Origin of the sequence: Mycolicibacterium tusciae (genome assembly GCF_002086795.1) — a bacterium.
Taxonomy (GTDB): domain Bacteria; phylum Actinomycetota; class Actinomycetes; order Mycobacteriales; family Mycobacteriaceae; genus Mycobacterium; species Mycobacterium tusciae.
Window position 1 is genome coordinate 1 of the sequence record NZ_MVIM01000008.1, and the last position, 21,620, is coordinate 21,620.

Consider the following 21,620-nt stretch of genomic DNA (forward strand, 5'->3'; position numbering starts at 1 on the left):
TCCAGGACCGCACCCCACAGCAGGCATACCTGAACCCAATTACCCAAGAAAACCTGCCAACTTCTTGACTCAAGACAGTGCGGAGGCGGTGCAGGCAGCGGTGGCGGCGATGCGCGCCGCGCACGACGAATTAGCCGGGCTGCCCATCGATTTGCTCACCAAGTCCGAGTTGCTCAATGCGCTCGATGAGCTGGAGACGCTGTCGTGTCAGTTGCCTGCCCAGAGTCATCGCCTGCTGGCACGTCTGCAGACCGAGACGACGGCCAAGGAAATGGGCACCAAGTCCTGGCGTCAGGTGTTGGCACTCAGGTGGCGAATCTCGACATCTGAGGCCGGTCGTCGCTTGGATGAGGCGGCGGCATTGGGGCCGCGCCGCTCGCTGATCGGGGAACCGCTCGATCCGGTGTTGCCGTGCTCTGCGCTGGCGCAGGCCGGCGGCATGATCAACGGTGAGCACGTCAAGGTGTTGCGCGACACGATGGACCGTATCCCGCCCGCGGTCGACACTCTGACTCGCGCGCAGATCGAACTTGATCTCGTCCGACACGCTATCGGGTTGGGCCCCAAGGAACTCAAGGACAAGGCCGAGCGGACGCTGTTTTTGCTGGATCAGGACGGCCCCGAACCCGACGACGCCGAACGTGAGCGCCGCCGCGGCGTGTCGAAGGGGCCGCAGGGCTCGGACAAGATGATCCCGTTCAAAGGGAATCTCACCCCGGAAGCGTGGGCGATCTATGAGGCGATCTTCGCCAAGTGGGCCGCACCGGGAATGTGCAACCCTGCCGACGAGAACCCCTGTGTCTCGGGAACTCCGACGCAGGCCCAGATCGACAATGATCACCGCAGTCTGGCGCAGCGCCAGCACGACGCAATGCTGGCGGTCGGTCGCAGTGTTTTGGAAAGCGGTGAGCTCGGTCAGCACAAGGGGTTACCGACCTCGATCATCGTCCGCACCACACTGCAGGACTTGGAGAGTCGCGCCGGGGTGGGCGTCAGCGGTGGCGGCTCGCTGATACCGATCAGCGATGTGATCCGAATGGCCGCCCACGCCAACCACTACTTGGCGGTTTTCGACAAGGCCACGGGTTCTGCTCTTGATCTGTTCCGCGCCCGCCGTGTCGCCTCACCGGCGCAGCGGATCATGCTCATCGCCCGCGATGGCGGCTGCACCAAACCCGGTTGCACCGTGCCGGCCTACGGCAGTCAGGTTCATCACGCGGCCCGCGATTGGGCTGATGACGGGTTGACCAATGTCGATGAGCTGGGGTTGGCGTGCGGTCCGGATAACCGGATGGTCGGCCCGGGCGGCTGGACCACTCAGATGAACGAGGACCACGAGGTGGAATGGATTCCCCCATCACACTTGGATACCGGCCAGGCCCGGGTCAACGACTACCACCGCCCCGAACGCCTGCGTCCACCCCACGACGAACCCATCACGCCCACCGACGAAGAACAACCAACCGATATCCCACCGTTCGACGACGAATGGCTCATCGGACCACCCGATTACCAACCAATCCTCAACCCACACGAACCCGGCGGACCAGAACCCAACGCCGCCTGACGTCGGTCAGCCGACGACGGCCGGGTTCCCCGGGTCGAGGCCGGTCGGCAGGTTCGGGCTCAGACCGCTTCCGCTTCCGTGGGTGGCTTCCTGGTGAGCCATCGGCCGGCAGTTGTTGTCCATCGGCGTCTGATCGCCGGAGCAATAGGGCAGCAGATCCTCAGGGTCGGCTCCCGCCTGCGGCGCCGAGAAGACGATGGCTGCGCCCGCGAGCAGGCACGCCGCGAAGATTCTCGTCATAGTCGCACGCTACCCGGGGTAATACCGTGGTGTGGTGGATCAGTTCGGTCGGGTGAAACTGACCAACCCGGACAAAGTGCTGTATCCCGCCACGGGCACTACTAAAGCCGAGGTCTTCGACTACTACGTCAACGTGGCCGAGGCGATGCTCCCGCATATCGCCGGCCGCGCCGTCACCCGTAAGCGCTGGCCCAACGGCGTCGACGAGCCGGCATTCTTCGAAAAGCAGCTCGCCTCCTCGGCGCCGGACTGGCTCGAACGGGGATCGATCACCCACAAGTCGGGCACCACGACGTACCCGATCATCAACAGCGCCGAGGGGCTGGCGTGGATCGCGCAGCAGGCGTCGCTGGAAGTGCACGTGCCGCAATGGCGATTCGTCAGCACCTGGACTCGAGAGGAGGGAGCCGAGCAGACGCCGGGTCTGGCCACCCGGGTGGTTTTCGACCTGGATCCGGGCGAAGGTGTCACGTTCCGGCAGCTGTGCGAGGTGGCGCACGAGGTGCGTGAGCTCATCACCGGCATCGGGCTCACAACGTTCCCGTTGACCAGCGGCAGCAAGGGGTTGCATCTGTACGTGCCGCTGGAAAAGCCGATCAGCTCACACGGCGCTTCGGTGCTGGCCCGTCGCATCGCGGTGCAGCTCGAGAAGACGATGCCCCAGCGCGTGACGGCCACCATGACCAAGAGTCAACGCAGCGGCAAGGTGTTCGTCGACTGGAGCCAGAACAACGGCAACAAGACGACCATCGCGCCGTATTCACTGCGCGGTCGCGACGAGCCGACCGTCGCCGCCCCGCGCACCTGGGATGAGATCGAGGATCCCGATCTGCGGCACCTCCGCTTCGACGAGGTGCTCGAGCGGTTGGAACGTGACGGTGACCTGTTGGCCGAGATGGACGCCGACGCACCGGTGGCCGACGCGCTCAGCACCTATCGCAGCATGCGCGACGCCGGCAAGACACCCGAGCCGGTACCCAACATCGCGCCCACGCCGGGCAACGACGACTTCTTCGTCATCCAGGAACACCACGCCCGCCGACTGCACTACGACTTCCGGCTGGAGCGCAACGGCGTCCTCGTCAGCTGGGCAGTGCCGAAGAACCTGCCGGACAGCCCCGCGGTCAACCACCTCGCCGTGCACACTGAGGATCATCCGTTCGAATACGGCAGCTTCGAGGGTGAAATCCCGAAGGGTGAATACGGCGGCGGCAAGGTGATCATCTGGGACACCGGTACTTACGAGACCGAGAAATTCCGCGACCACTCGCCGGACGGCCCTGAAACGGGCGGCGAAGTCATCATCACGTTGCACGGCAAAAAGATCGACGGCCGCTACGCGCTGATCCAGACAAACGGCAAGAACTGGCTGGCGCATCGCATGAAGGAGCAGGCCAACCCGCAGGCCAGCGATTTGGCCCCAATGCTCGCGACAGAAGGCTCGATCGCGAAGATGACGTCGGCGCAATGGGCTTTCGAGGGCAAATGGGACGGCTACCGCGTCCTGGTTGACGCCAACCACGGCAAGCTCAACGTGCGGTCGCGCCGAGGGCGTGACGTCACCGACGAGTATCCGCAATTCGCCGCGCTCGCAGCCGATCTCGCCGATCACCACGTGATCCTCGATGGTGAAGCCGTGGCTCTCGACGACTCGGGCGTGCCGAGTTTCGGCGAAATGCAGAACCGCGCGCGTTCGACGCGGGTCGAGTACTGGGCGTTCGACATCCTCTACCTCGACGGCCGCTCGCTGCTCAAGGCCAAGTACTCCGACCGCCGCCGCGTGCTGGAAGCGCTCGCCGAGGGCGGCGGTCTGATCGTGCCGGATCTGTTGCCCGGCGACGGCCCCGAGGCGCTGGAGTTCGCGCGCAAGAAGCGTTGGGAGGGTGTGGTCGCCAAGAAGCGCGACGCAACCTATCAACCGGGACGACGGTCGTCGTCGTGGATCAAGGACAAGATCTGGAACACGCAGGAAGTGGTGATCGGCGGCTGGCGCAAGGGCGAGGGCGGACGCTCCAGCGGCATCGGCGCGCTGATGCTGGGCATCCCGGCCGACGGTGGCCTGCAGTTCGTCGGCCGGGTCGGTACAGGGTTCACCGACAAGGCGCTGAAGAACCTCAAGGACCTGCTCACGCCGCTCGAGACCGACGAATCACCCTTCAACGCACGCCTTTCCAAGATCGACGCCCGCGGCGTCACCTTCGTTCGGCCGGAACTGGTCGGCGAGGTGCGCTACAGCGAGCGGACCTCCGACGACAGACTGCGTCAACCGAGCTGGCGGGGGCTGCGTACCGACAAGGAACCGTCTGAAGTCGTCTGGGAGTCGTAGCCGCAACGAAAGCGCGAATGCGGCGCTTGCGGGATCTTCGCTCGGTACCTTTAGCGAAGTATTCGCATTTCACGGAAGTCGAGAACACGATGAGCGGGATAGCGTCTGAACTGGCGGCCGCCGGGTTCGAAGACGCTGTCGAAGTGGGCCGGGGCGGCAGCGGTGTCGTCTTCCGCTGCTCCCAGAAGTCGCTCGGGCGAAGTGTTGCCGTCAAGGTGCTGGCGTCTGATCTCGACGAATCCGATCGCGAGCGTTTCCTGCGCGAGGGTTTCGCGATGGGCAGGCTCTCTGGGCACCCGAACATCGTGAACATCCTTCAGGTCGGCGTCACCGAGAGCGGCCGGCCGTTCATCGTAATGCCTTATCACTCAGTGGGTTCGCTCGCGGAGCGGCTGCGCCGCGAGGGCCGCATCGCCTGGCCCGAGGCACTGCGCATGGCGGTGAAATTGTGCGGCGCCCTCGAGACCGCCCACCGCGCGGGTACCTTGCATCGCGACATCAAACCCGCGAACGTCCTCTTCAACGACTACGGCGAACCGCAACTCAGTGACTTCGGGACCGCGCGAATCGCCGGTGGATACAAGACGGTGACCGGATTCTTCACCGGCACCCTGTCCTACACCGCCCCCGAGGTGCTCGCCGGCAATCCGCCGACGGTCGCGGCCGACGTGTACTCCCTGGGCGCCACGATTTACGCGCTGATCGCCGGTGGGCCGCCGCACGAGCGCAAGGCCGACGAGGATCTGATCGCGCACTACCTGCGCATCACCTCCACTCCCGTGCCGGACCTGCGACCGCACGGAATCCCCACCGATGTCTGTGCGGCGATCGAGAAGGCGATGTCCCGCGAGCCAAGCGATCGGCAGGTATCGGTCGCCGAGTTCGGCCACGAACTGCAATTGGCGCAGCGTCACAACGGCTTGACGGCGGATCCGATGGCGCTCAGTGAGCCCGGCGGTGAGCCCGAGCCGACGGGCGGCACCCAGGCGTTGCCGCTCACGGGAGCGCCTCGCGAGCCCGAGCCGTCTCAATCCAAAACCGAGGTTCCGGAATCCGCACCCAACCTGCCGGTGAGCCCGGAAAGCTCGGCACCGCAGCTGGACCCGAACATGTTCGCGCACACCGCGTCAGTCAGCCAGGGCAGTATGCCCTGGCAGGTTCCGCCGACCCCGCCCGGTCCGCCCGCCCCACCTGCCGAGACGGCGTCGCAGCCCGGTCCCGAGCCGACGCCGGAGAAGAAAGATCCGAAGCGTCTCCTGATCACTGTCGGCGCAGCCGCCGTCGCGCTGCTCCTCGTCATCAGCGGCATCGTGATGTTCACGTCGCGCGACAAGGGCGAGGAACAGCAGGCGGCCCCAACCCGGCCCACCGTCGAAGCGCAACCTGAATGGGCACCGATCGCGGACGCGCGCGTCGCCCGCGATGCGGTGGCCGCCACCGAAGCCGACGGCACGATCTGGGTGTTCGGCGGTCTGGGAGCAGGCAACCAGGTGAGCGGAGCGCACGAGGGCTTCGATCCTGCGCTCGACAGCTGGAAGGGTGGCGAGAATCTACCCGTTCCCGTCCAGCGCGCGATGGCGGTGACGTGGGAGGACACCCCGGTCGTGCTCGGCGGCTGGGTACCGACGGCACCAATCAGGAGGTGGCGACCGACAAGGTGTGGCGGGTCGTCAACAGTCGCTGGGTCGAGTTGCCGCCACTGCTGCAGCCCCGCGCGGCGGCAGCGGCCGGCGTCGTCGGAGACCTACTCGTCGTGACCGGCGGTGTGGACGCCGACGGGAAGCTGCTGAACACCACCGAGATCTACGACGGCACCGGCTGGCGGCTCGGCGCCCCCATTCCGACGCCACGCCAGATGTCCGGTGCGGCGTCGGACGGCAAGCTCGTCTACGTGGCCGGCGGCTCCAACGACACCACAGACCTGACCGCCGTCGAAGCCTATGACCCCGTCGCGGACAAGTGGGCAACCATGCCCGCACTTCCGCAGGGGCGCAGCGACTTTGGCGTGGCGATCGCCGACGCCCGGCTGGTGGCCGTCGGCGGAATGTCGGATGGTGAAGCCCTCAAGAGTGTGGCCGCGCTCGACCTCACCACGGCGACCTGGACCGCGCTGCCGGATCTGGGGACCGCGCGGCACGGGGCTGCGGTTGCCGCCGTGGGCAAGACCGTTTACGCGATCGGCGGGTCGACGGGTGCGGCCGACCAGATGGTCGCGTCGGCCGAGTCGCTGAGACTCGCACCACGCAAACCTCAACCGGCAGCGGAGTGGCGGTTGTTGCCGGATGCGCCGACTGCGCGACTGATGATGGCGTCAACCGTGCTCGACGGAAAGATCTTCGTTGCGGGCGGCATGTTGGGTCACGCCGAAACGCTTGACACGTTCGAGAGCTACGACCCCGAAACCGGCGATTGGGAGACGCTCCCTTCGTTGCCCGTTCCGCTGCACCACGCGACCGCGACCGCGTATCGCGGCGAGGTCGTCGTCATCGGAGGGGCCAGCGAAACCGTCACCGAGGCATCGAACAAGGTGTTCGCCTTCCGCAACGGAAAGTGGGAGGAGCTGGCGAGCCTGCAGCATGCGCGGGCCGCGCCGTCGGCGGCGGTGGTCGACGACACGATCGTGGTGGTCGGCGGACAGGACGACAAGAAGCTCGTCACGCAGACCGAGATCTTCGATGGCAACTCCTGGACGACGGCTGCCGATATGCCGACGCCGCGTGAGCATTTGGCCGCGGTATCGGACGGCGTCTACGTGTACGCCGTCGGTGGCCGGTCGCTGAGCGCCGACGAGAACTCCGCCGCCTTCGAGCGCTTCGATCCAGAATCCGGAAGCTGGGAGAAGCTCACGGACATGCCGACTCCGCGCGGCAGCTACGGCGCCGCGCTCATCGACGGCCGGATCATCTCCGTCGGTGGGGAAGAGCCGACACGGGTGCTCGCCACGGTCGAGATGTACGACATCTCCACCGGGAAGTGGACGACGCAGGCGCCGATCAACACGCCGGTGCACGGTCAGGTGGTGGCCGCCGTCGACACGACGCTGTTCTGCATCGGCGGCGCCGACCGGCCCAGCCACGAAGGTCCGGTGGCGGTCGTCGAGGCACTCGACTTCAACTAGCTCCCGCTGTCGCGCAGCTGCGCGATCGTGACGGCCCCGCGCCGGAGCGCCTCGTTGGCCAGCCGCACGCGGCGGTCGCCCTCGGTGGGGATGGCGAACTTGTCGTAGAGGTTCTGCAGGTGCTGTTTGACGGCGGCCTCGGTGACGTACAGCTCGCCTGCCATCCGCCGGACCGACGCCGGTTCGGGAAACGGGTCCTCGGACACCAGCGGACGGCACAACACCATGAGCACGTCGACCTCCCGCCGGGTCAGCCGTGGCGGGAGCTGTGCGGCGTCGGGCACGATCGTCGCCTCTTCGACCGGCTCGCCGGACTGCCGTGCCTGCAGGTACACCAACCTGGACTTGCCGATGCGCACCTCGTCCCCGGGTCGCAGCACCTGTTCGTAGGCGATCTTCTCGCCGTTGACGAACGTGCCGTTGCGACTGCCCACATCGCGGATCGACCACGCCGACCCGTGGTTCTCCAGGATCGCGTGCAGGCGAGAGACGGTGGGGTCGTGTTCGAGTGCCACCACATTGGTCGAAGCCTTGCCGAGCGTCACCCGGGTGCCGGTCAACGGGACCAGCTCGCGTCCCGTCGGCTTGAAGACTTCCAAGTGGGAAGACATGCAGACCTCCTATAGGGGGCAATTTTCACCCACAACACGGGTCCGTGGTCTGCGAACGGCCGTGCATGGGGCCGCGGGTCGCCGGAGAGCTCCCCCGACGACCCGCGGCGCGCACGCCTAGTGCGGCGAATTGGTGATCTTCTTCCTGAACCGGATGGCCCGCTTCGCCAGCGCCGATTCCGACAGCGGCGGCCACGGCCATCCGCTCTGGTCCCCGCGCGGCGCCTTCAAGAACGCCAGCCCGAGGAACAGCCCGAAGATGACATGCCCCAGGAGCGTGATGATCACCGTGGCCGTGTTCAGCGGGAACATCCGCTCCTCGCCGTTCGGTGACAGCGCGACGGTTGCCATCAGGCCGGCCCAGGTGGGAAACACCCCGAAGGCAATCGCAGCCAGCACCGCGTAGACGTTCTTCCACCTGTCGATGCCGATGGCATACGCGACGACGAAGAAGGCCACCCCCAGCCCGCCGGCATCGCCGAGGTACCGGTACACGTAACCGACCGCCGCACTACCCGCCGTGTCCGGCTCGCCGGTGACGAACGACCCCATCACGGGGATGAAGTCGCCCATCAATCCCAGCACGTGCACGGCGAACAGCCTGGCGGCGTCGTACACGATGCAGGCCACCATGCCCGCGATCAGGCCACGCCCGACGATCATGTCGATCCGGTGCGGCGCGAACGCGATGAGCGTTGCGAGCAACGCAACCAGCGAAATGGTCACCAGGGTGATGCCGCTCTGGGGCAGCAGACCGAACACCTCGACCGAGATCGCGAGGATCGGCATCGACGCCAGCAACAGCACCAGGGCGATGCGCGCGTACTCCCACCTGGTCGGCGGCGTGACCGCCGCCTTGCTCAGGTCGAGGTAGCGCTGCCGGATGGTGTTGGTGACCTTTCCGACGACGGGGATGTCGACGAGTGGACGCAGCCGGACGGTCTCGCTGTCGACTCCGCCGACGGCCTTCGGAAGTGCCTTCAGCCGCACGGTCATCGGCTCGCCGAGGACTGAGGCTCTGCGGGGAGTGGTGGCTTGCGGTGTCGGCCTGGTCGGCAGGTCGCCGGGACGCAGCCGCACAGTTTCTTCAGGAGCTCGTGCGGTCCGGCCGATCGGTGCTGTCGTGGACATCGGATTTTCCTATTTCGTGGTGGTTACGACCTTTGCGATCGTTTTCAGTCGTTCTGGACGACATTCATGATGGTTTTCCGAGGTGACTACGGGTAACCGCCGCGAAGTCAGTTTTTCGGCCGCAGCGGATAGGTTTTCCTATCCGCCAGGCAAGTCTCGCCACGAATCCGCGACCGAACATGGCAGGGTGAGCATCGATCCTCAGGGGGAGGTGACGCGGTAGATGTGCACGCGGGTGCTGTGGAACACCGACGGCAGATACGTCATGTCGGGGCGCACGATGGACTGGCCGGAGTCAACGCAGCCGACGATCGTCGCCTTTCCGCGGGGGCGGCAGCGCGACGGCGGCAAGGTCGGCGACATCGTCGCGGTGCCCGACAACCCCCTGCGGTGGACGAGTCGCCACGCGAACCTGGTCACCACGGTGTACGGGATCGGCACCGTCGACGGGTTCAACGAGGCGGGCCTCGGAATGCACGCCCTGTTCCTCAAGTCCACGAACGTCGGAGCACGTGATCCGGGCCGGCCGGGTCTGCAGATGGGGCTGTTCGGCCAGTACCTGCTCGACCAGGCAGGCAGCGTCGCCGAAGCCCTCGACATGATCGGCACGTTCCAGCCGGTGATGGTGGAGGCGCACGGCCGCCAGGCCACCATCCATTTCGCGCTGGAAGACGTCGGCGGGGACTCGGCGATCATCGAGTTCGCCGAAGGGGAACCCGTCATTCACCACGGTCGTCAGTTCACCATCATGACCAACGACCCCACCTATGACGAGCAGCTGGATTTGCTTGCACAGCAGGATTTTTCGAATCCGAGCAGTGACACCCCATTACCCGGAAACGTGAACCCGAGGGATCGGTTCCAGCGTGCGGCCTATTATTCGGCCCTGTTGACGCCGCCCGTCGATCGGCGGCAGGCGGTGGCGAGCGTGATGGCGATCATGCGCAACGTCTCGGTGCCGTTCGGTGCGCCCTACCACGACTTCGGCGTCTACAACACCGAATACCGGACTGTCATCGACCTGACGGAGAAGCTGTATTTCTTCGAACTGTCGACCAGTCCGAACGTGATCTGGATCGATTTCGACGCGCTGAAGCTCGACGGTCAGCCGTTGGAGATCAACCCGTACGACACCACTCTGGTCGGCGACGTCACATCCAGGTTCGAACCGCAGCCGGTGCCGTTCTAGACCTTTCGAGACGGATGAGAGTTCATTTTTCAAGCGTGCGGGGGCGCCAGGACACGTGACGCTACGGTGAGGGTGGGGACCTGAGATGAAGATTGCGATCGTTCACGAACGGCTGACCGAGATCGCGGGTTCGGAACACGTGGTCACTGAGCTGTCCCGAGAGTGGCCGGATGCGCCGGTCAGTGTTCCCATCGTCGACGCGCGGACTAACGCACCGTTTTCGTCACGCGTAACCACCGGTGGTCTGTCGACCGCCTACCGGTTGTCCGGTTACCGCAGCTACGCACCGTTGCTTCCGCTGGTGCCGAGCTGGCTGAAACGCCGAGATTTTGGTTCGGCAGAAGCCGTGGTGATCAGCCATCACGCGTTCGCGCTGGCCGCTGTCAGCGCCGCGGGCCCGATCCCGACCGTCGGCTACGTGCATTCGCCGGCGAGGTGGGCGTGGGACGAGAAGATGAGGGCCGAAGAGGCGACGTCGTGGCCCGGCCGCATAGCCCTCGACCTGCTGGCCAAGTTGGCGATCAGGACCGAATTGGCGGCGGCCCCGAACATTACGTCCGTCGTGGCCAACAGCACTGCCGTGGCGGCGCGCATCAAACGCCACTGGCGGCGCGAGGCGCAGGTCGTACATCCGCCGGTCAACGTTCACTTCTACACACCGGACGCGAGCGAGGCGCGTGGCGACTTTTTCCTCCTCGCGGGGCGACTGGTGTCCTACAAGCGACCCGATGTCGCTGTCAGGGCCGCAGCGGAGGCCGGGGTGAAGCTGGTCGTCGCCGGAGACGGCCGCGAAGCCGCCAGATGTCGAAAACTCGCCGCGAACAGTGAAATCGAATTCCTCGGCCGGGTCTCTGACGAAGAGTTGCGCAGCTTGTATCGCCGCGCGAAGGCGATGGTCATGCCCGGGGAGGAGGATTTCGGCATCACGCCCGTCGAGGCCATGGCATGTGGAACGCCGGTGATCGCCCTCGGAGTCGGCGGAGCGCTCGACAGCGTGGTCGAAGGGAACACCGGGACGTTGGTCACCGGGGCGAGCGATGCCGCGGTCGTCAGTGGCTTCGCGGAGAGGTTCGCGTCGTTCGACAGTCGCGCGTTCGACCCGGTGGCCATCCGCGCGCACGCAGAACAGTTCTCGCCCGAGGCATTCCGCAGCAAGATGGCCGGGGTGGTGACGCAGGCGATAGGCGGGTGACCACTGGCCGCGGCAGACCAGGACCGGTGTCGGTCTACACCTTCGAGATGACCTTCTCGCCGTATTTCTCGATGGCGCGCAGCTTGTTCTCCAGCGGTTCGGGGTCGGGCCCTACGGCGTAGGGCATCCGGAAGCCGACCATGATGTTCGTGACGCCGCGGTCCTCGAGCCGCTTGATGCCGTCGGGTTTGTAGGCATCGAGCGACTGGGCGTGAATCTCGAACGGTCCCGTGCGGCCCACTTCCTGGCGAAGTTCGTTGAGCCGCTGGATATATCGGTCGAGGGACTCGGGGTCGCCGAGGTCACCCCCGCCGTGCATCCAGCCGTCGTTGCGGGCCGCACGCCGCAGCGCGGCCTCGGCGTGCCCACCGATGAGAATCGGGATCGGCCGGGTGGGCGCCGGTGACATCTTGGTCTTCGGGATGTCGTAGAACTCGCCGTGGTATTCGAAGTAGTCACCGGTCGTCAGGCCCTTGACGATGTCGATGCACTCGTCCATCCGTTTGCCGCGCCGCGCGAACGGCACGCCCATCAATTCGTAGTCCTCGGGCCACGGGCTGGTTCCGACGCCGAGGGCGAGCCGGTTGTCGGACAGCGCGGCGAGCGAGCCGGCCTGCTTGGCCGTCAACGCAGGCGGGCGGATCGGGAGCTTGAGGACGTAGACGTCGAACCGCAGCGTCGTGGTGACGGCGGCGAGTGCGCTGGCGAGGACGAACGTCTCGACGATCTCCTTGCCATCGAGGAATTCGCGGTTCCCGTCGGGGGTGTACGGGTACTTCGAGTCCGACTCGTACGGGTAGGCGACGCTGTCGGCGATCGTCATCGCGTCGAAGCCCGCGGCCTCGGCCGCCTTGGCGAGCGGGATGTAGTACTTCGGATGAGTCAATGATTCCGCATAGGTGAAGCGCACGAACCGATATTAGAACGTGTTCTAGTCTCAGGTTTGAGGAACGGGACGGCGGGAACGTTGTTGGCCATGAGTGCGGCGAAGTCTTTATTCAAACCTCTATCGATCGTCAGCAGCGTGATGGGCGGCATAATCGCGGGCAAGATCTTCACCGAAATCTGGCAGCGCGTAAACCCCGACGACGAGGAACCGGATCCGAAGGACTTGAGTCGCTCGTTGCGGGAGGTCATGATTGCCGCCGCGGTCCAGGGGCTGATCGTCGGCGTGGTTCGCGCGGCGCTGGCCCGTGGGCAAGCCAAAGGATTCGCGGCGATCACCGACGAGGACCTGAGCTAGCCGGCCCGACACGGCATCATGGCGTAGGTGCGCAGCTGGCTGACCCGCAATGTGCGGGTGCTTTCGGCCGTGTCGTTCCTCCAGGACACCGCCAGCGAGCTGCTCTATCCGCTCCTACCGATCTACCTGACGTCGGTCCTCGGTGCGCCCGCCGCGGTGGTCGGCGCCGTTGAAGGGGCCGCCGAGGGTGCGGCGTCGCTGACGAAGCTGGCGGCCGGGCCGCTCGGTGACCGCTTCTCGCGCCGGCCGCTGATCGCCACCGGCTACGGGATGGCGGCCCTGGGCAAGGTGATGGTGGCCGCCGCCTCGGGGTGGACGGGCGTACTCGCGGGCCGGGTGGTGGACCGGCTGGGCAAGGGCATCCGTGGCGCGCCTCGCGACGCGCTTCTGGTCGTCGACATCGACGCGGCCGCGCGCGGCCGGGTGTTCGGATTCCACCGTGCGATGGACACCTTCGGCGCCGTGGTCGGGCCGCTGCTGGGTCTGGTGGGCTATCAGCTGCTGGACCAGCAGATCGCACCACTGTTGTGGGTCGCGGTCGTCCCCGCCGTGCTGAGCGTCGCGCTGGTGTTCCTGGTGCGCGAACGGGCGCCGCTGCCGAGTAAGGCGACTCGCCGCGCGGTGTTCTCCCGGGTGAAGGATCTGCCGCGCAGCTATTGGCGGGTGACCGCGGTCGTGGTCGCGTTCGGCTTGGTGAACTTTCCCGACGCGTTGCTGTTGTTGCGGCTCAACGAGATCGGGTTCTCGGTGCCCGAAGTGATTCTCGCCTACGTGACCTACAACGCGGTGTACGCGGCAGCGAGCTATCCGGCCGGGATGGTCGCCGATCGGGTGGGCAAACCGGTGGTGTTCGGCATCGGACTGGTGTTCTTCGCCGTCGGCTACACAGGGCTCGGCATGACGACCGACGCGCTGACGGCGTGGCTGTTGATCGGCGTCTACGGTCTGTTCACCGGATGCACCGACGGCGTCGGCAAGGCGTGGATCTCGTCGCTTGTCGCCGACGACGTACAGGGCAGCGCGCAGGGAGTCTTCCAGGGCCTCAGCGGTTTTGCGGTGCTGGCGGCCGGGATCTGGGCTGGATTGCTCTGGGGCGCCGACGGTCGTCTGCCGCTGTTGATTTCGGGTGTCGCGGGCGGGGTGGTCGCCGTTGTGGTGCTGGTGATCGCGATCTGCGGACGTCACCGAACCTCGACGGCCTCCAGCGCGAAGGGCGGGGCGCCGACACCGGCCACCGAATAGCCGCCCTGCGGCGGCCGCTCGACGATGCGTGCCTGCGCCTGGTGTCGGCCCACCGACATGGTGACCTGCCGCGGCAACCTGGTGTCGCCGAGCAGGTCGTCGAAAACCGTTCCCTGCCAGTGATATCGGCCGTCTATCGGCTCGACTCGGCCGGCCAGTCGCACGCGCACGGTGCGTTCGTCCTCGCCGATACGCACGGTGGCGGGGCCGTCGTAGATGTCGCTCACCGGGGTAGGAACCCGCTTCTCCGCCACATGCGGCGCGCGATCGGCCCCATCAGCCCGACCTCGTCCAGAAACGCCGCAAGCGGCGCGAACCCGAGGACGTGGGTTTCGTGCCGGTGCGCGCTGCTGCGCGCTGCGCGGCGGGCCTCGCGCGCGTCCAGGCCGACGCGGCGGTACTGCACCTTGTTGGTGAACAGGAAGCGGAAAAAGTACCCACCGACGCCGTTGATGTTGGCCACGAAGAACTTCGGCAGCCGCCGCATGGTCGGGGTGCGCTTACGCAGCCCGTCGCGGGCGAATTGGATGTGGCGGGCTTCCTCGGTGACGTGGATACGCATGAGGCGCTGGATGATCGGCTGCAGGTCGTCGTCGTCCATCATCTGCCGTTGAAGCGAGTCGAAGATCTCCTCGCCCACCAGCGCGGCGACCCACAGCATCGGTCCCTGAAAGGCGAAGGGCAGCAGGTTGATGATGAAACGCTGGTAGTACTTGGGCCGCACCGGGTTTGCGCCGACACGTTCGATCGCTTTGCCGAACATCACCATGTGGCGGGTCTCGTCACCGAGCTCGGTGAGTTCGTAGTGCGTGGCGCTGGCGGTGGGGTCCTGGTGCATCATCTTGCGCAGCAGCGCCTGGTTCAGGATGTTCTCGAACCAGATGCCGGCCGACAGGGTGTTGACGAGCTCCTGCCGTGAAAGTTCGATCTGCTGCTCGCGGGTCATCGCGTCCCACATCGGCGTGCCGTAGAGCGAGACGCATTTCGGCGGAAGGAAGAACTTGTCGGGGTCCAGCGGCGCATCCCAGTCGATATCGACGACCGGCGCGTAGGACTTCTTGACGGAGCCCTTCAGCAGACGTTCGGCGAACTCTTCACGAGTGGGTGCGGTCATCAACGACTCCCTCCGACTGCGCTGTCGATTGTTTGAAAGGTACGGAGCCGGGCGCCAGCATGTCAATACCCCGGGTATCGGGTACCCACGGTATCCCCAGCTCGTGCCGTATTCTCGGCGCGTGACTCGTCGGATCCACGTCATCGGCATCGGCGCGGGCGACCCCGACTATGTGACGGCGCAGGCAGTCACCGCGCTCAACGACACCCGGGTGTTCTTCGCGATGGACAAGGGCGACACCAAGGACGACCTGGTCGCGCTGCGCCGCCTGGTCTGCGAGCGATTCATCCGCGAACCCGGGTACCGGTTCCACGAGATGCCCGATCCGCCACGCGCCGAGGGCGGCGATTACCGACGGGCCGTCTCCGACTGGCACGCCGAACGCGCCCGCCTGTGGGCCGATGCGATCACCTCAGAACTCGGCCCCGGCGACGTGGGTGCGTTTCTCGCATGGGGTGATCCGTCGCTCTACGACAGCACGCTGCGGATCCTGGACCGCGTGGCCGAACACGTCGACATCGACTACGACGTCATCCCCGGGATCACCGCGATCCAGGCGCTGACGGCCCGACACCGCATACCGCTCAACGACGTTGGCGAGCCCGTGCTCATCACCACCGGGCGGCAGTTGCGCGCCACCGGTTTGGTGGGCAGCGCGGTCGTCATGCTCGACGCCGACTGCTCGTTCCAGGGGTGCCCGCCCGACACCCGGATCTGGTGGGGTGCCTACCTCGGCACGGCCGACGAACTGCTGTTCTCCGGAACGGTCGGCGACGTCGGTGCGCACATCGTGACGGCGCGCGCCGCAGCCCGCGCCGAACACGGCTGGATCATGGACACCTATCTGCTGCGCAGCCCGGAATGACCCGCATCGTGGGAAGATCAGCCGCATGGGATCTTTCCTGCTGCGTGCGGCACTGACCGGATTTGCGCTGTGGGTTGTCACACTGATCGTTCCCGGGATCAGCTTCATCGGCGGGGAATCGACGCTGCAGAGAGTCGGCATCGTCTTCGTCGTCGGCGTCATCTTCGGTCTGGTGAACGCGATCATCAAACCGATCGTGCAATTCATCTCGATCCCGCTCTACATTCTGACCCTCGGCCTGATTCACATCGTGATCAATGCGCTGATGCTGTGGATCACATCGTGGATCACCGAGCACACGACGCACTGGGGCCTGTTCATCGACGACTTCTGGTGGACGGCGATCTGGGCGGCGATCGTGCTGTCGATCGTGACCTGGTTGTTGTCGCTCGTTGTCGGCTCGAGTGAACGCGCAGCGGACCGCTAGCGGCACACTGGAGACATGCCCGAACTGCCCGAGGTCGAAGCGCTCGCCGATCATCTGCGCCGCAACGCCGTCGGGTTGACCATCGGACGCATCGACGTGTCGGCGTTCTCGGTGCTCAAGACGTTCGACCCCGCGATCGCGGTACTGCACGGCCAGGCCGTCAGCGGCGCCAATCGTTGGGGCAAGTACCTCGGACTTCAGTCCGGCGATCTGCACCTGATCACGCACCTGTCGCGGGCCGGCTGGCTGCGGTGGTCGGACAAGCTCGCGGCGGCGCCCCTGAAACCTGGCAAGGGTCCGATCGCGCTGCGCGTCCACCTCGGCACACCGGGGGAAGCGGCAGGTTTCGACCTCACCGAGGCCGGGACGCAGAAGCGGCTGGCGGTGTGGCTGGTCGACGATCCGGCCAAGGTGCCGGGCATCGCCGCGCTCGGACCCGACGCGCTGTCGCTGCGACCGGAAGATCTGGCCGCCGTTCTCGCCGGGAACAGCGGCCGGATAAAGACCGTGATCACCGACCAGAAGGTGATCGCCGGCATCGGCAACGCCTACAGCGACGAGATCCTGCACGTTGCGAAGATCTCACCGTTCGCGACGGCGGGCAAGCTCACCGAAGCGCAGCTCGCCGCATTGCACGACGCGATGATCTCCGTCCTCACCGATGCCGTGAGCCGATCCGTGGGTCAGGGGGCCGCAACGCTGAAGGGGGAGAAGCGATCCGGGCTGCGCGTGCACGCCCGTACCGGCCTGCCATGTCCGGTGTGCGGTGACACCGTGCGCGAGGTGTCCTTCGCCGACAAGTCGTTCCAATACTGCGCGACGTGTCAGACGGGTGGCAAGGTTCTGGCGGACCGGCGAATGTCGCGGCTGCTCAAATAGGTTGGCAGTACGAGCGGGTGGCCGACGTCAACGCCTGCTGGTAGAGGCCGTCGAGTCTTCGTGCGGCGACCACCGCGGCCGTCGCATCCGCCAGGTCTGTCCCGCAGCCCTGACTATGTAGCGAATTCCAGTGCAGCGCAATCTCGTCGACCAGGGTCTTGTTCAATCCGTTGATCTGCGTTCGTGATTCGGCGAGATCCGGCGCGGTTGTCGGTGCGATCCCGGGATCGAACTTCCACTGGCCGAATCGGGTGTATTGGACTCCTTCGTTCGCGGCTATCTGATCGGTGAAGACGCTACGCACGTAGGCCGGGTCGATACCGTGGGCCGTCGCATCGGCTGCCGCCGAGTCCAGTACCTGGTTCGCTCTCGCGGGGTCGGTGATGGGCCCGCCGTTGATCCACTTGGTGGCCGCTACCGGATCGGCGGTCGCCAAGCGCTGGGCTGCCGCGTCGACCAGTTGATAAAAGGGGTAGACGGGCTGGGCCGCGGCGACCGGCGTCAGGACCACCTGGCCCGCGAGCAGGGCAGAGGCCAACAGAAGTGAACTTCGATTCGGGATCACCCCATCATCATGCATAAGCTGACCGCGTGACTCGGCAGAAAATCTTGATCACCGGCGCCAGCTCGGGGCTCGGAGAAGGCATGGCCAGGGCGTTCGCCGCCAAGGGGCGCGACCTCGCCTTGTGCGCCCGCCGCGTCGAGCGGCTCGACGAACTGAAGGCAGAACTCCTGCAGCGGCATCCAGGCATCACGGTGGCCGTCGCCGCGCTCGACGTCAACGACCACGATCAGGTGCCCAAGGTGTTCGCCGAGCTCTCCGACGAGCTGGGCGGTATCGACCGCGTCATCGTCAACGCGGGTATCGGTAAGGGCGCACCGCTTGGGTCGGGCAAGCTGTGGGCGAACAAGGCCACCCTCGAGACGAATCTCATTGCCGCACTTGTCCAGATCGAGACTGCGCTCGAGATGTTCAAGGCCGCCGGGGGTGGACATCTGGTGCTGATCTCCTCGGTGCTCGGCAACAAGGGCGTCCCGGGCGTGAAGGCCGCGTATGCGGCGAGCAAGGCCGGTGTGACGTCGCTCGGAGAGTCGCTGCGCGCCGAATACGTGAGCGGTCCGATCAAGGTGACCACGCTCGAGCCCGGCTACATCGAATCCGAGATGACCGCTAAGTCCGCGTCGACGTTGTTGATGGTGGACAACGAGACCGGGGTCAAGGCGATGGTCGACGCGATGGAGCGTGAGACCGGCCGGGCAGCCGTTCCGTGGTGGCCGTGGGGACCGCTGGTACAGGTGATGCGAATGCTTCCGCCACGACTTACAAAATATTTTGCTTAGAAAAGCTTCATGTTTAATGGCCGCGCAGCCGCGGGTAGCCCAATTTCATGAACGCGAAGATGATGAAGTTGACGCCTTTCCTATTCGCGGGTGCGGCGGCCGCCGCGATCGCTGCTGCGCCCATCTCCGTTGCTCAGCCGGCGCCGCCGCCGTGCGTGAACGCTGACGGCACGCCCTGCGGGGCCATCGGCAACGTCACAGCCGGGCCGGGCGGTGGAGCGAACGTCGCCATTCCCAATGGTCCGGTCGGTACCGCCGATGGTGGCGGGGCCTCCGGCGTGATCCCCAACGGTCCGGGCGGTTCCGCGGACTTGGGCGGCGCCAGTGGCTCACTGTCGCCGGTCGGACCGGGTGGTTCGGCAGGTCCCGGCGGTGCCAGCGGATGTCTCCCGAACGTCGGGTGCATCAACATCCCCGCGCCCTGACCGGCATAAGTCGACCGCAGCGCGGCGCACGCCCCTCGTGGGCGGGCGTCGCGTTGCTTTTGTTGTAGGGACTTGACATTCTGTTGGGTTTTCACAACAGTGTGTTGTATGAGTCCGGTGAGGCGCGGCGCGGCCCTCCCCATCCACAACCGCATCGGCGTTCTACGCGCGGAACGGCGGATGTCCCGCGCACAGCTCGCGGCGTTGGTGGACGTCAATCCGCAGACCGTCGGCGCGCTGGAACGGCGCGACCACTTTCCCAGCCTCGATCTGGCTTTGCGGATCTGCGATGTCTTCGGGCTGCCCGTGGACGCGGTGTTCTCCCGTGAACCGTTCGCGCCGCTGTCCACCGAGCTCTACCGCAAGTCCACACGACAAGGAGGCGAGGCCGATGTCCAGCTCGATCAAGCAGACTGACCCGACGCTGATCGACAGGTATCAGAACTTCCGCATCCGGCGATTCCTCAAGCACGAGAGCACCTACGCGCATTCGCTTCCGCGGTGGCGTACGCAACAGCGCCGTCGCGCCTTGGTGATCGGATTGGCGGCCACGTTCACGTTCATGGCAGTGGTAAGTGTGATGTGCGCGTTCGGGATTCGATGGGCGCCGTTGCTATGGCTTCCGGCGTGCGTGATCTTCTTCCCGCTGTGGATCGTGTTGCAGATCGTGTCCGGCAGGCAGGGCGACGCCCCGGAGGGCGCGCTCGACGAATACGAGATGCAGCAGCGTAACAGTGCGCGCTCGATCGGGCTGACCGTCACACAGAACCTGATGTTGTTGCCGATCTTCTACCTGATCTTCGGATCGGTGATCACCGGCGGCGCCGACGTCGATATGGCCTACGCCGGGGGACTGATGGCGATGACGGTCTTGCTGATCGGCGGGTGCCTGCCCGCGATGATCCTGGGCTGGATCCGCCCAAACCCCGACGCGTAGGTGTGATTCGGTGCGCTGGCCATCGCTGCGCGAACGTTTGCGCACCGAAATCGCTCAGGCCGTTCTATTGCGCTCCGCGCGGCTCAGGCCGAGCGGCCGCGTTCGGCGCGGTAGTGGCGCACCAGCGCGTCGGTCGAGGAGTCCGACTGTTCGGCGGGCGAGTCGTCGGCGGTGATCACCGGCAGTAGCGCCTTGGCCTGCGTCTTGCCCAACTCCACACCCCACTGGTCGAACGAGTCGATACCCCAGACGACACCCTCGGTGAACACCTGATGCTCATAGAGGGCGATCAACTGGCCCAGTACCGACGGCGTGAGTTTGGTGGCCAGGATCGACGTGCTCGGCCGGTTACCCGGCATCACCTTGTGTGGGACGACGCCCGGGGGAGTCCCTTCCGCGGCAATCTCTTCGGCGGTTTTGCCGAACGCCAGCACCTGCGTCTGGGCGAAGAAGTTACTCATCAACAGGTCGTGCATGCTGCCCGTGCCGTCGGCGGTCGCCAGGTCGTCGGTCGGCTGTGAGAACCCGAGGAAATCGGCGGGCACCAACCGGGTGCCCTGATGCAGCAGTTGGTAGAAGGCGTGCTGGCCGTTGGTTCCCGGTTCGCCCCAGAAGATCTCGCCGGTGCTGGTCGTCACCGGTGAGCCGTCGGCGCGCACCGACTTGCCGTTCGATTCCATGGTGAGCTGCTGCAGGTAGGCGGCGAACCGCGATAGATCATTCGAATACGGCAGCACCGCACGGGTTTCCGCGCCGAAGAACTCGTTGTACCAGAGCCCGATCAGGCCCAGCAGCACCGGCGCGTTGGCCTCCAGCGGCGCCGTGCGGAAGTGCTCGTCGACGATGTGGAAGCCGGATAGGAACTCCGCGAACCTTTCTCGGCCGATGACCGCCATCACCGACAAACCGATCGCGCTGTCGACGGAGTAGCGTCCGCCGACCCAATCCCAGAAGCCGAACATGTTGTCGGTGTTGATACCGAAGTCGTCGACCAGCTTCTTGTTCGTCGACACCGCCACGAAGTGCTTGGCCACCGCGGCGTCGCCGAGCGCATCGGTGAGCCAGCGACGCGCGGCAGTCGCGTTGGTGAGCGTCTCCAGGGTCGAGAACGTCTTGGAGGCGACGATGAAAAGCGTTGTGGCCGGGTCGAGTCCGTCGAGCTTGGCCACCAGGTCGGCGGGGTCGACGTTGGATACGAACCGGGCCGAGATACCGGCGTCGGCGTAGTGGCGCAGGCCGAGGGTGACCATCGCGGGGCCGAGGTCCGAACCGCCGATGCCGATGTTGACTACCGTCGTGATGCGCTCGCCCGTCGCGCCGGTCCATTCTCCGCTGCGCAGCCGGTCGGTGAAGTCGCCCATCTTGTCGAGCACCTCATGGACGTCGGCGACGACGTTCTGACCGTCCACGGACAACTGGGCGCCGCGCGGCAACCGCAGCGCGGTGTGCAGCACCGCACGATCCTCCGAAGTATTGATATGCACGCCGGCGAACATCGCGTCGCGGCGCTGCTCCAGTCCCGCCGCGCGGGCCAGATCGACGAGCAGTTTGAGGGTCTCGCGGGTGACCCGGTGCTTGCTGTAGTCGATGTAGAGATCGCCGACCGTCAGCACCAGTTCGCTCCCGCGCGCCGGGTCGTCGTCGAAGAACGTGCGCAGGTGCTCCTTGCCGATCTCGTCGTGGTGCCGCTGCAGCGCCTGCCAGGCATCAGTCGTGGTGATGTCGGATATCTGCTGAGTGTTGGCGGTCATGTAACCGACATTAATGCGGCCA

The 21,620-nt window shown here is 65.9% G+C and carries 21 protein-coding genes and 1 pseudogene; 14 read left to right on the forward strand and 8 right to left on the reverse strand.

Going from position 1 to position 21,620, the window contains the following annotated elements; genetic code table 11:
* The first annotated feature begins 109 nt into the window (after positions 1 to 109).
* On the forward strand, positions 110 to 1,567 hold the full coding sequence (locus BST47_RS16160) for an HNH endonuclease signature motif containing protein (RefSeq protein ID WP_083126792.1): 1,458 nt from the start codon (positions 110 to 112) through the stop codon (positions 1,565 to 1,567).
* 6 nt (positions 1,568 to 1,573) lie between these two features.
* Here the strand turns inward: BST47_RS16160 and BST47_RS16165 are convergent, their stop codons facing one another.
* Complete coding sequence (locus BST47_RS16165; protein WP_083126558.1) at positions 1,574 to 1,807, reverse strand: hypothetical protein; 234 nt, start codon at positions 1,805 to 1,807, stop codon at positions 1,574 to 1,576.
* 31 nt (positions 1,808 to 1,838) lie between these two features.
* On the opposite strand from BST47_RS16165, the gene BST47_RS16170 reads away from it, so the two are divergent.
* Together BST47_RS16170 and BST47_RS16175 are read left to right on the forward strand one after the other, a co-directional pair.
* Positions 1,839 to 4,133, forward strand: a complete 2,295-nt coding sequence (locus BST47_RS16170; RefSeq protein WP_083126559.1) for an ATP-dependent DNA ligase — start codon at positions 1,839 to 1,841, stop codon at positions 4,131 to 4,133.
* Positions 4,134 to 4,222: 89 nt separating this feature from the next.
* Positions 4,223 to 7,251 (forward strand): annotated as a pseudogene (locus BST47_RS16175) (Kelch repeat-containing protein).
* Here the strand turns inward: BST47_RS16175 and BST47_RS16180 are convergent.
* Complete coding sequence (locus BST47_RS16180) at positions 7,248 to 7,862, reverse strand: FHA domain-containing protein (RefSeq protein ID WP_083126560.1); 615 nt, start codon at positions 7,860 to 7,862, stop codon at positions 7,248 to 7,250. The pseudogene BST47_RS16175 and the gene BST47_RS16180 overlap by 4 nt on opposite strands.
* Positions 7,863 to 7,979: 117 nt before the next feature.
* Positions 7,980 to 8,993 carry a hypothetical protein gene (locus BST47_RS16185; protein ID WP_083126561.1) on the reverse strand — a complete coding sequence of 338 codons (1,014 nt, stop codon included), beginning with the start codon at positions 8,991 to 8,993 and terminating at the stop codon, positions 7,980 to 7,982.
* 223 nt (positions 8,994 to 9,216) lie between these two features.
* Here BST47_RS16185 and BST47_RS16190 point away from each other — a divergent pair, with 223 nt between their 5' ends.
* Together BST47_RS16190 and BST47_RS16195 are read left to right on the forward strand one after the other, a co-directional pair.
* Positions 9,217 to 10,182: a bile salt hydrolase gene (locus BST47_RS16190; protein WP_083126562.1), complete on the forward strand. Its 966-nt coding sequence runs from the start codon at positions 9,217 to 9,219 to the stop codon at positions 10,180 to 10,182.
* Between the two features lie 85 nt (positions 10,183 to 10,267).
* Positions 10,268 to 11,374, forward strand: coding sequence for a glycosyltransferase (locus tag BST47_RS16195; RefSeq protein ID WP_083126563.1), 1,107 nt, complete (start codon positions 10,268 to 10,270; stop codon positions 11,372 to 11,374).
* A gap of 34 nt (positions 11,375 to 11,408) precedes the next feature.
* On the opposite strand, the gene BST47_RS16200 is transcribed toward BST47_RS16195, so the two are convergent.
* Positions 11,409 to 12,284 carry a TIGR03619 family F420-dependent LLM class oxidoreductase gene (locus BST47_RS16200; protein WP_083126564.1) on the reverse strand — a complete coding sequence of 292 codons (876 nt, stop codon included), beginning with the start codon at positions 12,282 to 12,284 and terminating at the stop codon, positions 11,409 to 11,411.
* Positions 12,285 to 12,350: 66 nt separating this feature from the next.
* Between BST47_RS16200 and BST47_RS16205 the strand changes: the two genes are divergently transcribed.
* The gene (locus BST47_RS16205; RefSeq protein ID WP_083126565.1) at positions 12,351 to 12,617 is read left to right on the forward strand and encodes a DUF4235 domain-containing protein; all 267 of its coding nucleotides are present in this window, start codon (positions 12,351 to 12,353) and stop codon (positions 12,615 to 12,617) included.
* Between the two features lie 27 nt (positions 12,618 to 12,644).
* Complete coding sequence (locus BST47_RS16210; RefSeq protein ID WP_083126566.1) at positions 12,645 to 13,859, forward strand: MFS transporter; 1,215 nt, start codon at positions 12,645 to 12,647, stop codon at positions 13,857 to 13,859.
* Here BST47_RS16210 and BST47_RS16215 read toward each other — a convergent pair.
* Both BST47_RS16215 and BST47_RS16220 read right to left on the reverse strand, forming a co-directional pair.
* Complete coding sequence (locus tag BST47_RS16215) at positions 13,799 to 14,086, reverse strand: DUF4873 domain-containing protein (RefSeq protein ID WP_083126567.1); 288 nt, start codon at positions 14,084 to 14,086, stop codon at positions 13,799 to 13,801. The genes BST47_RS16210 and BST47_RS16215 overlap by 61 nt on opposite strands.
* On the reverse strand, positions 14,083 to 14,973 hold the full coding sequence (locus BST47_RS16220) for an AurF N-oxygenase family protein (protein WP_083126568.1): 891 nt from the start codon (positions 14,971 to 14,973) through the stop codon (positions 14,083 to 14,085). Before BST47_RS16220 ends, BST47_RS16215 begins: the two co-directional genes overlap by 4 nt.
* 121 nt (positions 14,974 to 15,094) lie before the next feature.
* On the opposite strand from BST47_RS16220, the gene cobF reads away from it, so the two are divergent.
* The 3 genes from cobF to BST47_RS16235 are packed head-to-tail and all read left to right on the forward strand — an operon-like array spanning position 15,095 to position 17,144.
* On the forward strand, positions 15,095 to 15,838 hold the full coding sequence (cobF, locus tag BST47_RS16225; RefSeq protein WP_083126793.1) for a precorrin-6A synthase (deacetylating): 744 nt from the start codon (positions 15,095 to 15,097) through the stop codon (positions 15,836 to 15,838).
* 25 nt (positions 15,839 to 15,863) lie between these two features.
* A complete protein-coding gene (locus BST47_RS16230; protein WP_083126569.1) occupies positions 15,864 to 16,265 on the forward strand; it encodes a phage holin family protein in 402 nt (133 codons plus the stop codon).
* A 15-nt stretch (positions 16,266 to 16,280) separates the two neighbouring features.
* Entirely contained in the window at positions 16,281 to 17,144 is an 864-nt protein-coding gene (locus BST47_RS16235; RefSeq protein ID WP_083126570.1) for an Fpg/Nei family DNA glycosylase, read from the forward strand.
* Here the strand turns inward: BST47_RS16235 and BST47_RS16240 are convergent.
* Entirely contained in the window at positions 17,137 to 17,724 is a 588-nt protein-coding gene (locus tag BST47_RS16240; protein ID WP_083126571.1) for a chorismate mutase, read from the reverse strand. The genes BST47_RS16235 and BST47_RS16240 overlap by 8 nt on opposite strands.
* A gap of 11 nt (positions 17,725 to 17,735) precedes the next feature.
* Between BST47_RS16240 and BST47_RS16245 the strand changes: the two genes are divergently transcribed.
* From BST47_RS16245 to BST47_RS16260, 4 genes are all read left to right on the forward strand, one after another.
* Positions 17,736 to 18,485 carry an SDR family oxidoreductase gene (locus tag BST47_RS16245; protein ID WP_083126572.1) on the forward strand — a complete coding sequence of 250 codons (750 nt, stop codon included), beginning with the start codon at positions 17,736 to 17,738 and terminating at the stop codon, positions 18,483 to 18,485.
* A 47-nt stretch (positions 18,486 to 18,532) separates the two neighbouring features.
* On the forward strand, positions 18,533 to 18,910 hold the full coding sequence (locus BST47_RS30295; protein WP_107528989.1) for a hypothetical protein: 378 nt from the start codon (positions 18,533 to 18,535) through the stop codon (positions 18,908 to 18,910).
* A 108-nt stretch (positions 18,911 to 19,018) separates the two neighbouring features.
* The gene (locus BST47_RS16255; RefSeq protein ID WP_083126574.1) at positions 19,019 to 19,327 is read left to right on the forward strand and encodes a helix-turn-helix transcriptional regulator; all 309 of its coding nucleotides are present in this window, start codon (positions 19,019 to 19,021) and stop codon (positions 19,325 to 19,327) included.
* Positions 19,302 to 19,847 carry a hypothetical protein gene (locus BST47_RS16260; protein WP_083126575.1) on the forward strand — a complete coding sequence of 182 codons (546 nt, stop codon included), beginning with the start codon at positions 19,302 to 19,304 and terminating at the stop codon, positions 19,845 to 19,847. Before BST47_RS16255 ends, BST47_RS16260 begins: the two co-directional genes overlap by 26 nt.
* A gap of 83 nt (positions 19,848 to 19,930) precedes the next feature.
* Here the strand turns inward: BST47_RS16260 and pgi are convergent, their stop codons facing one another.
* Positions 19,931 to 21,598 (reverse strand): glucose-6-phosphate isomerase, encoded by a 1,668-nt coding sequence (gene pgi, locus BST47_RS16265; protein ID WP_083126576.1) that lies wholly within the window; start codon positions 21,596 to 21,598, stop codon positions 19,931 to 19,933.
* Positions 21,599 to 21,620 lie beyond the last annotated feature (22 nt).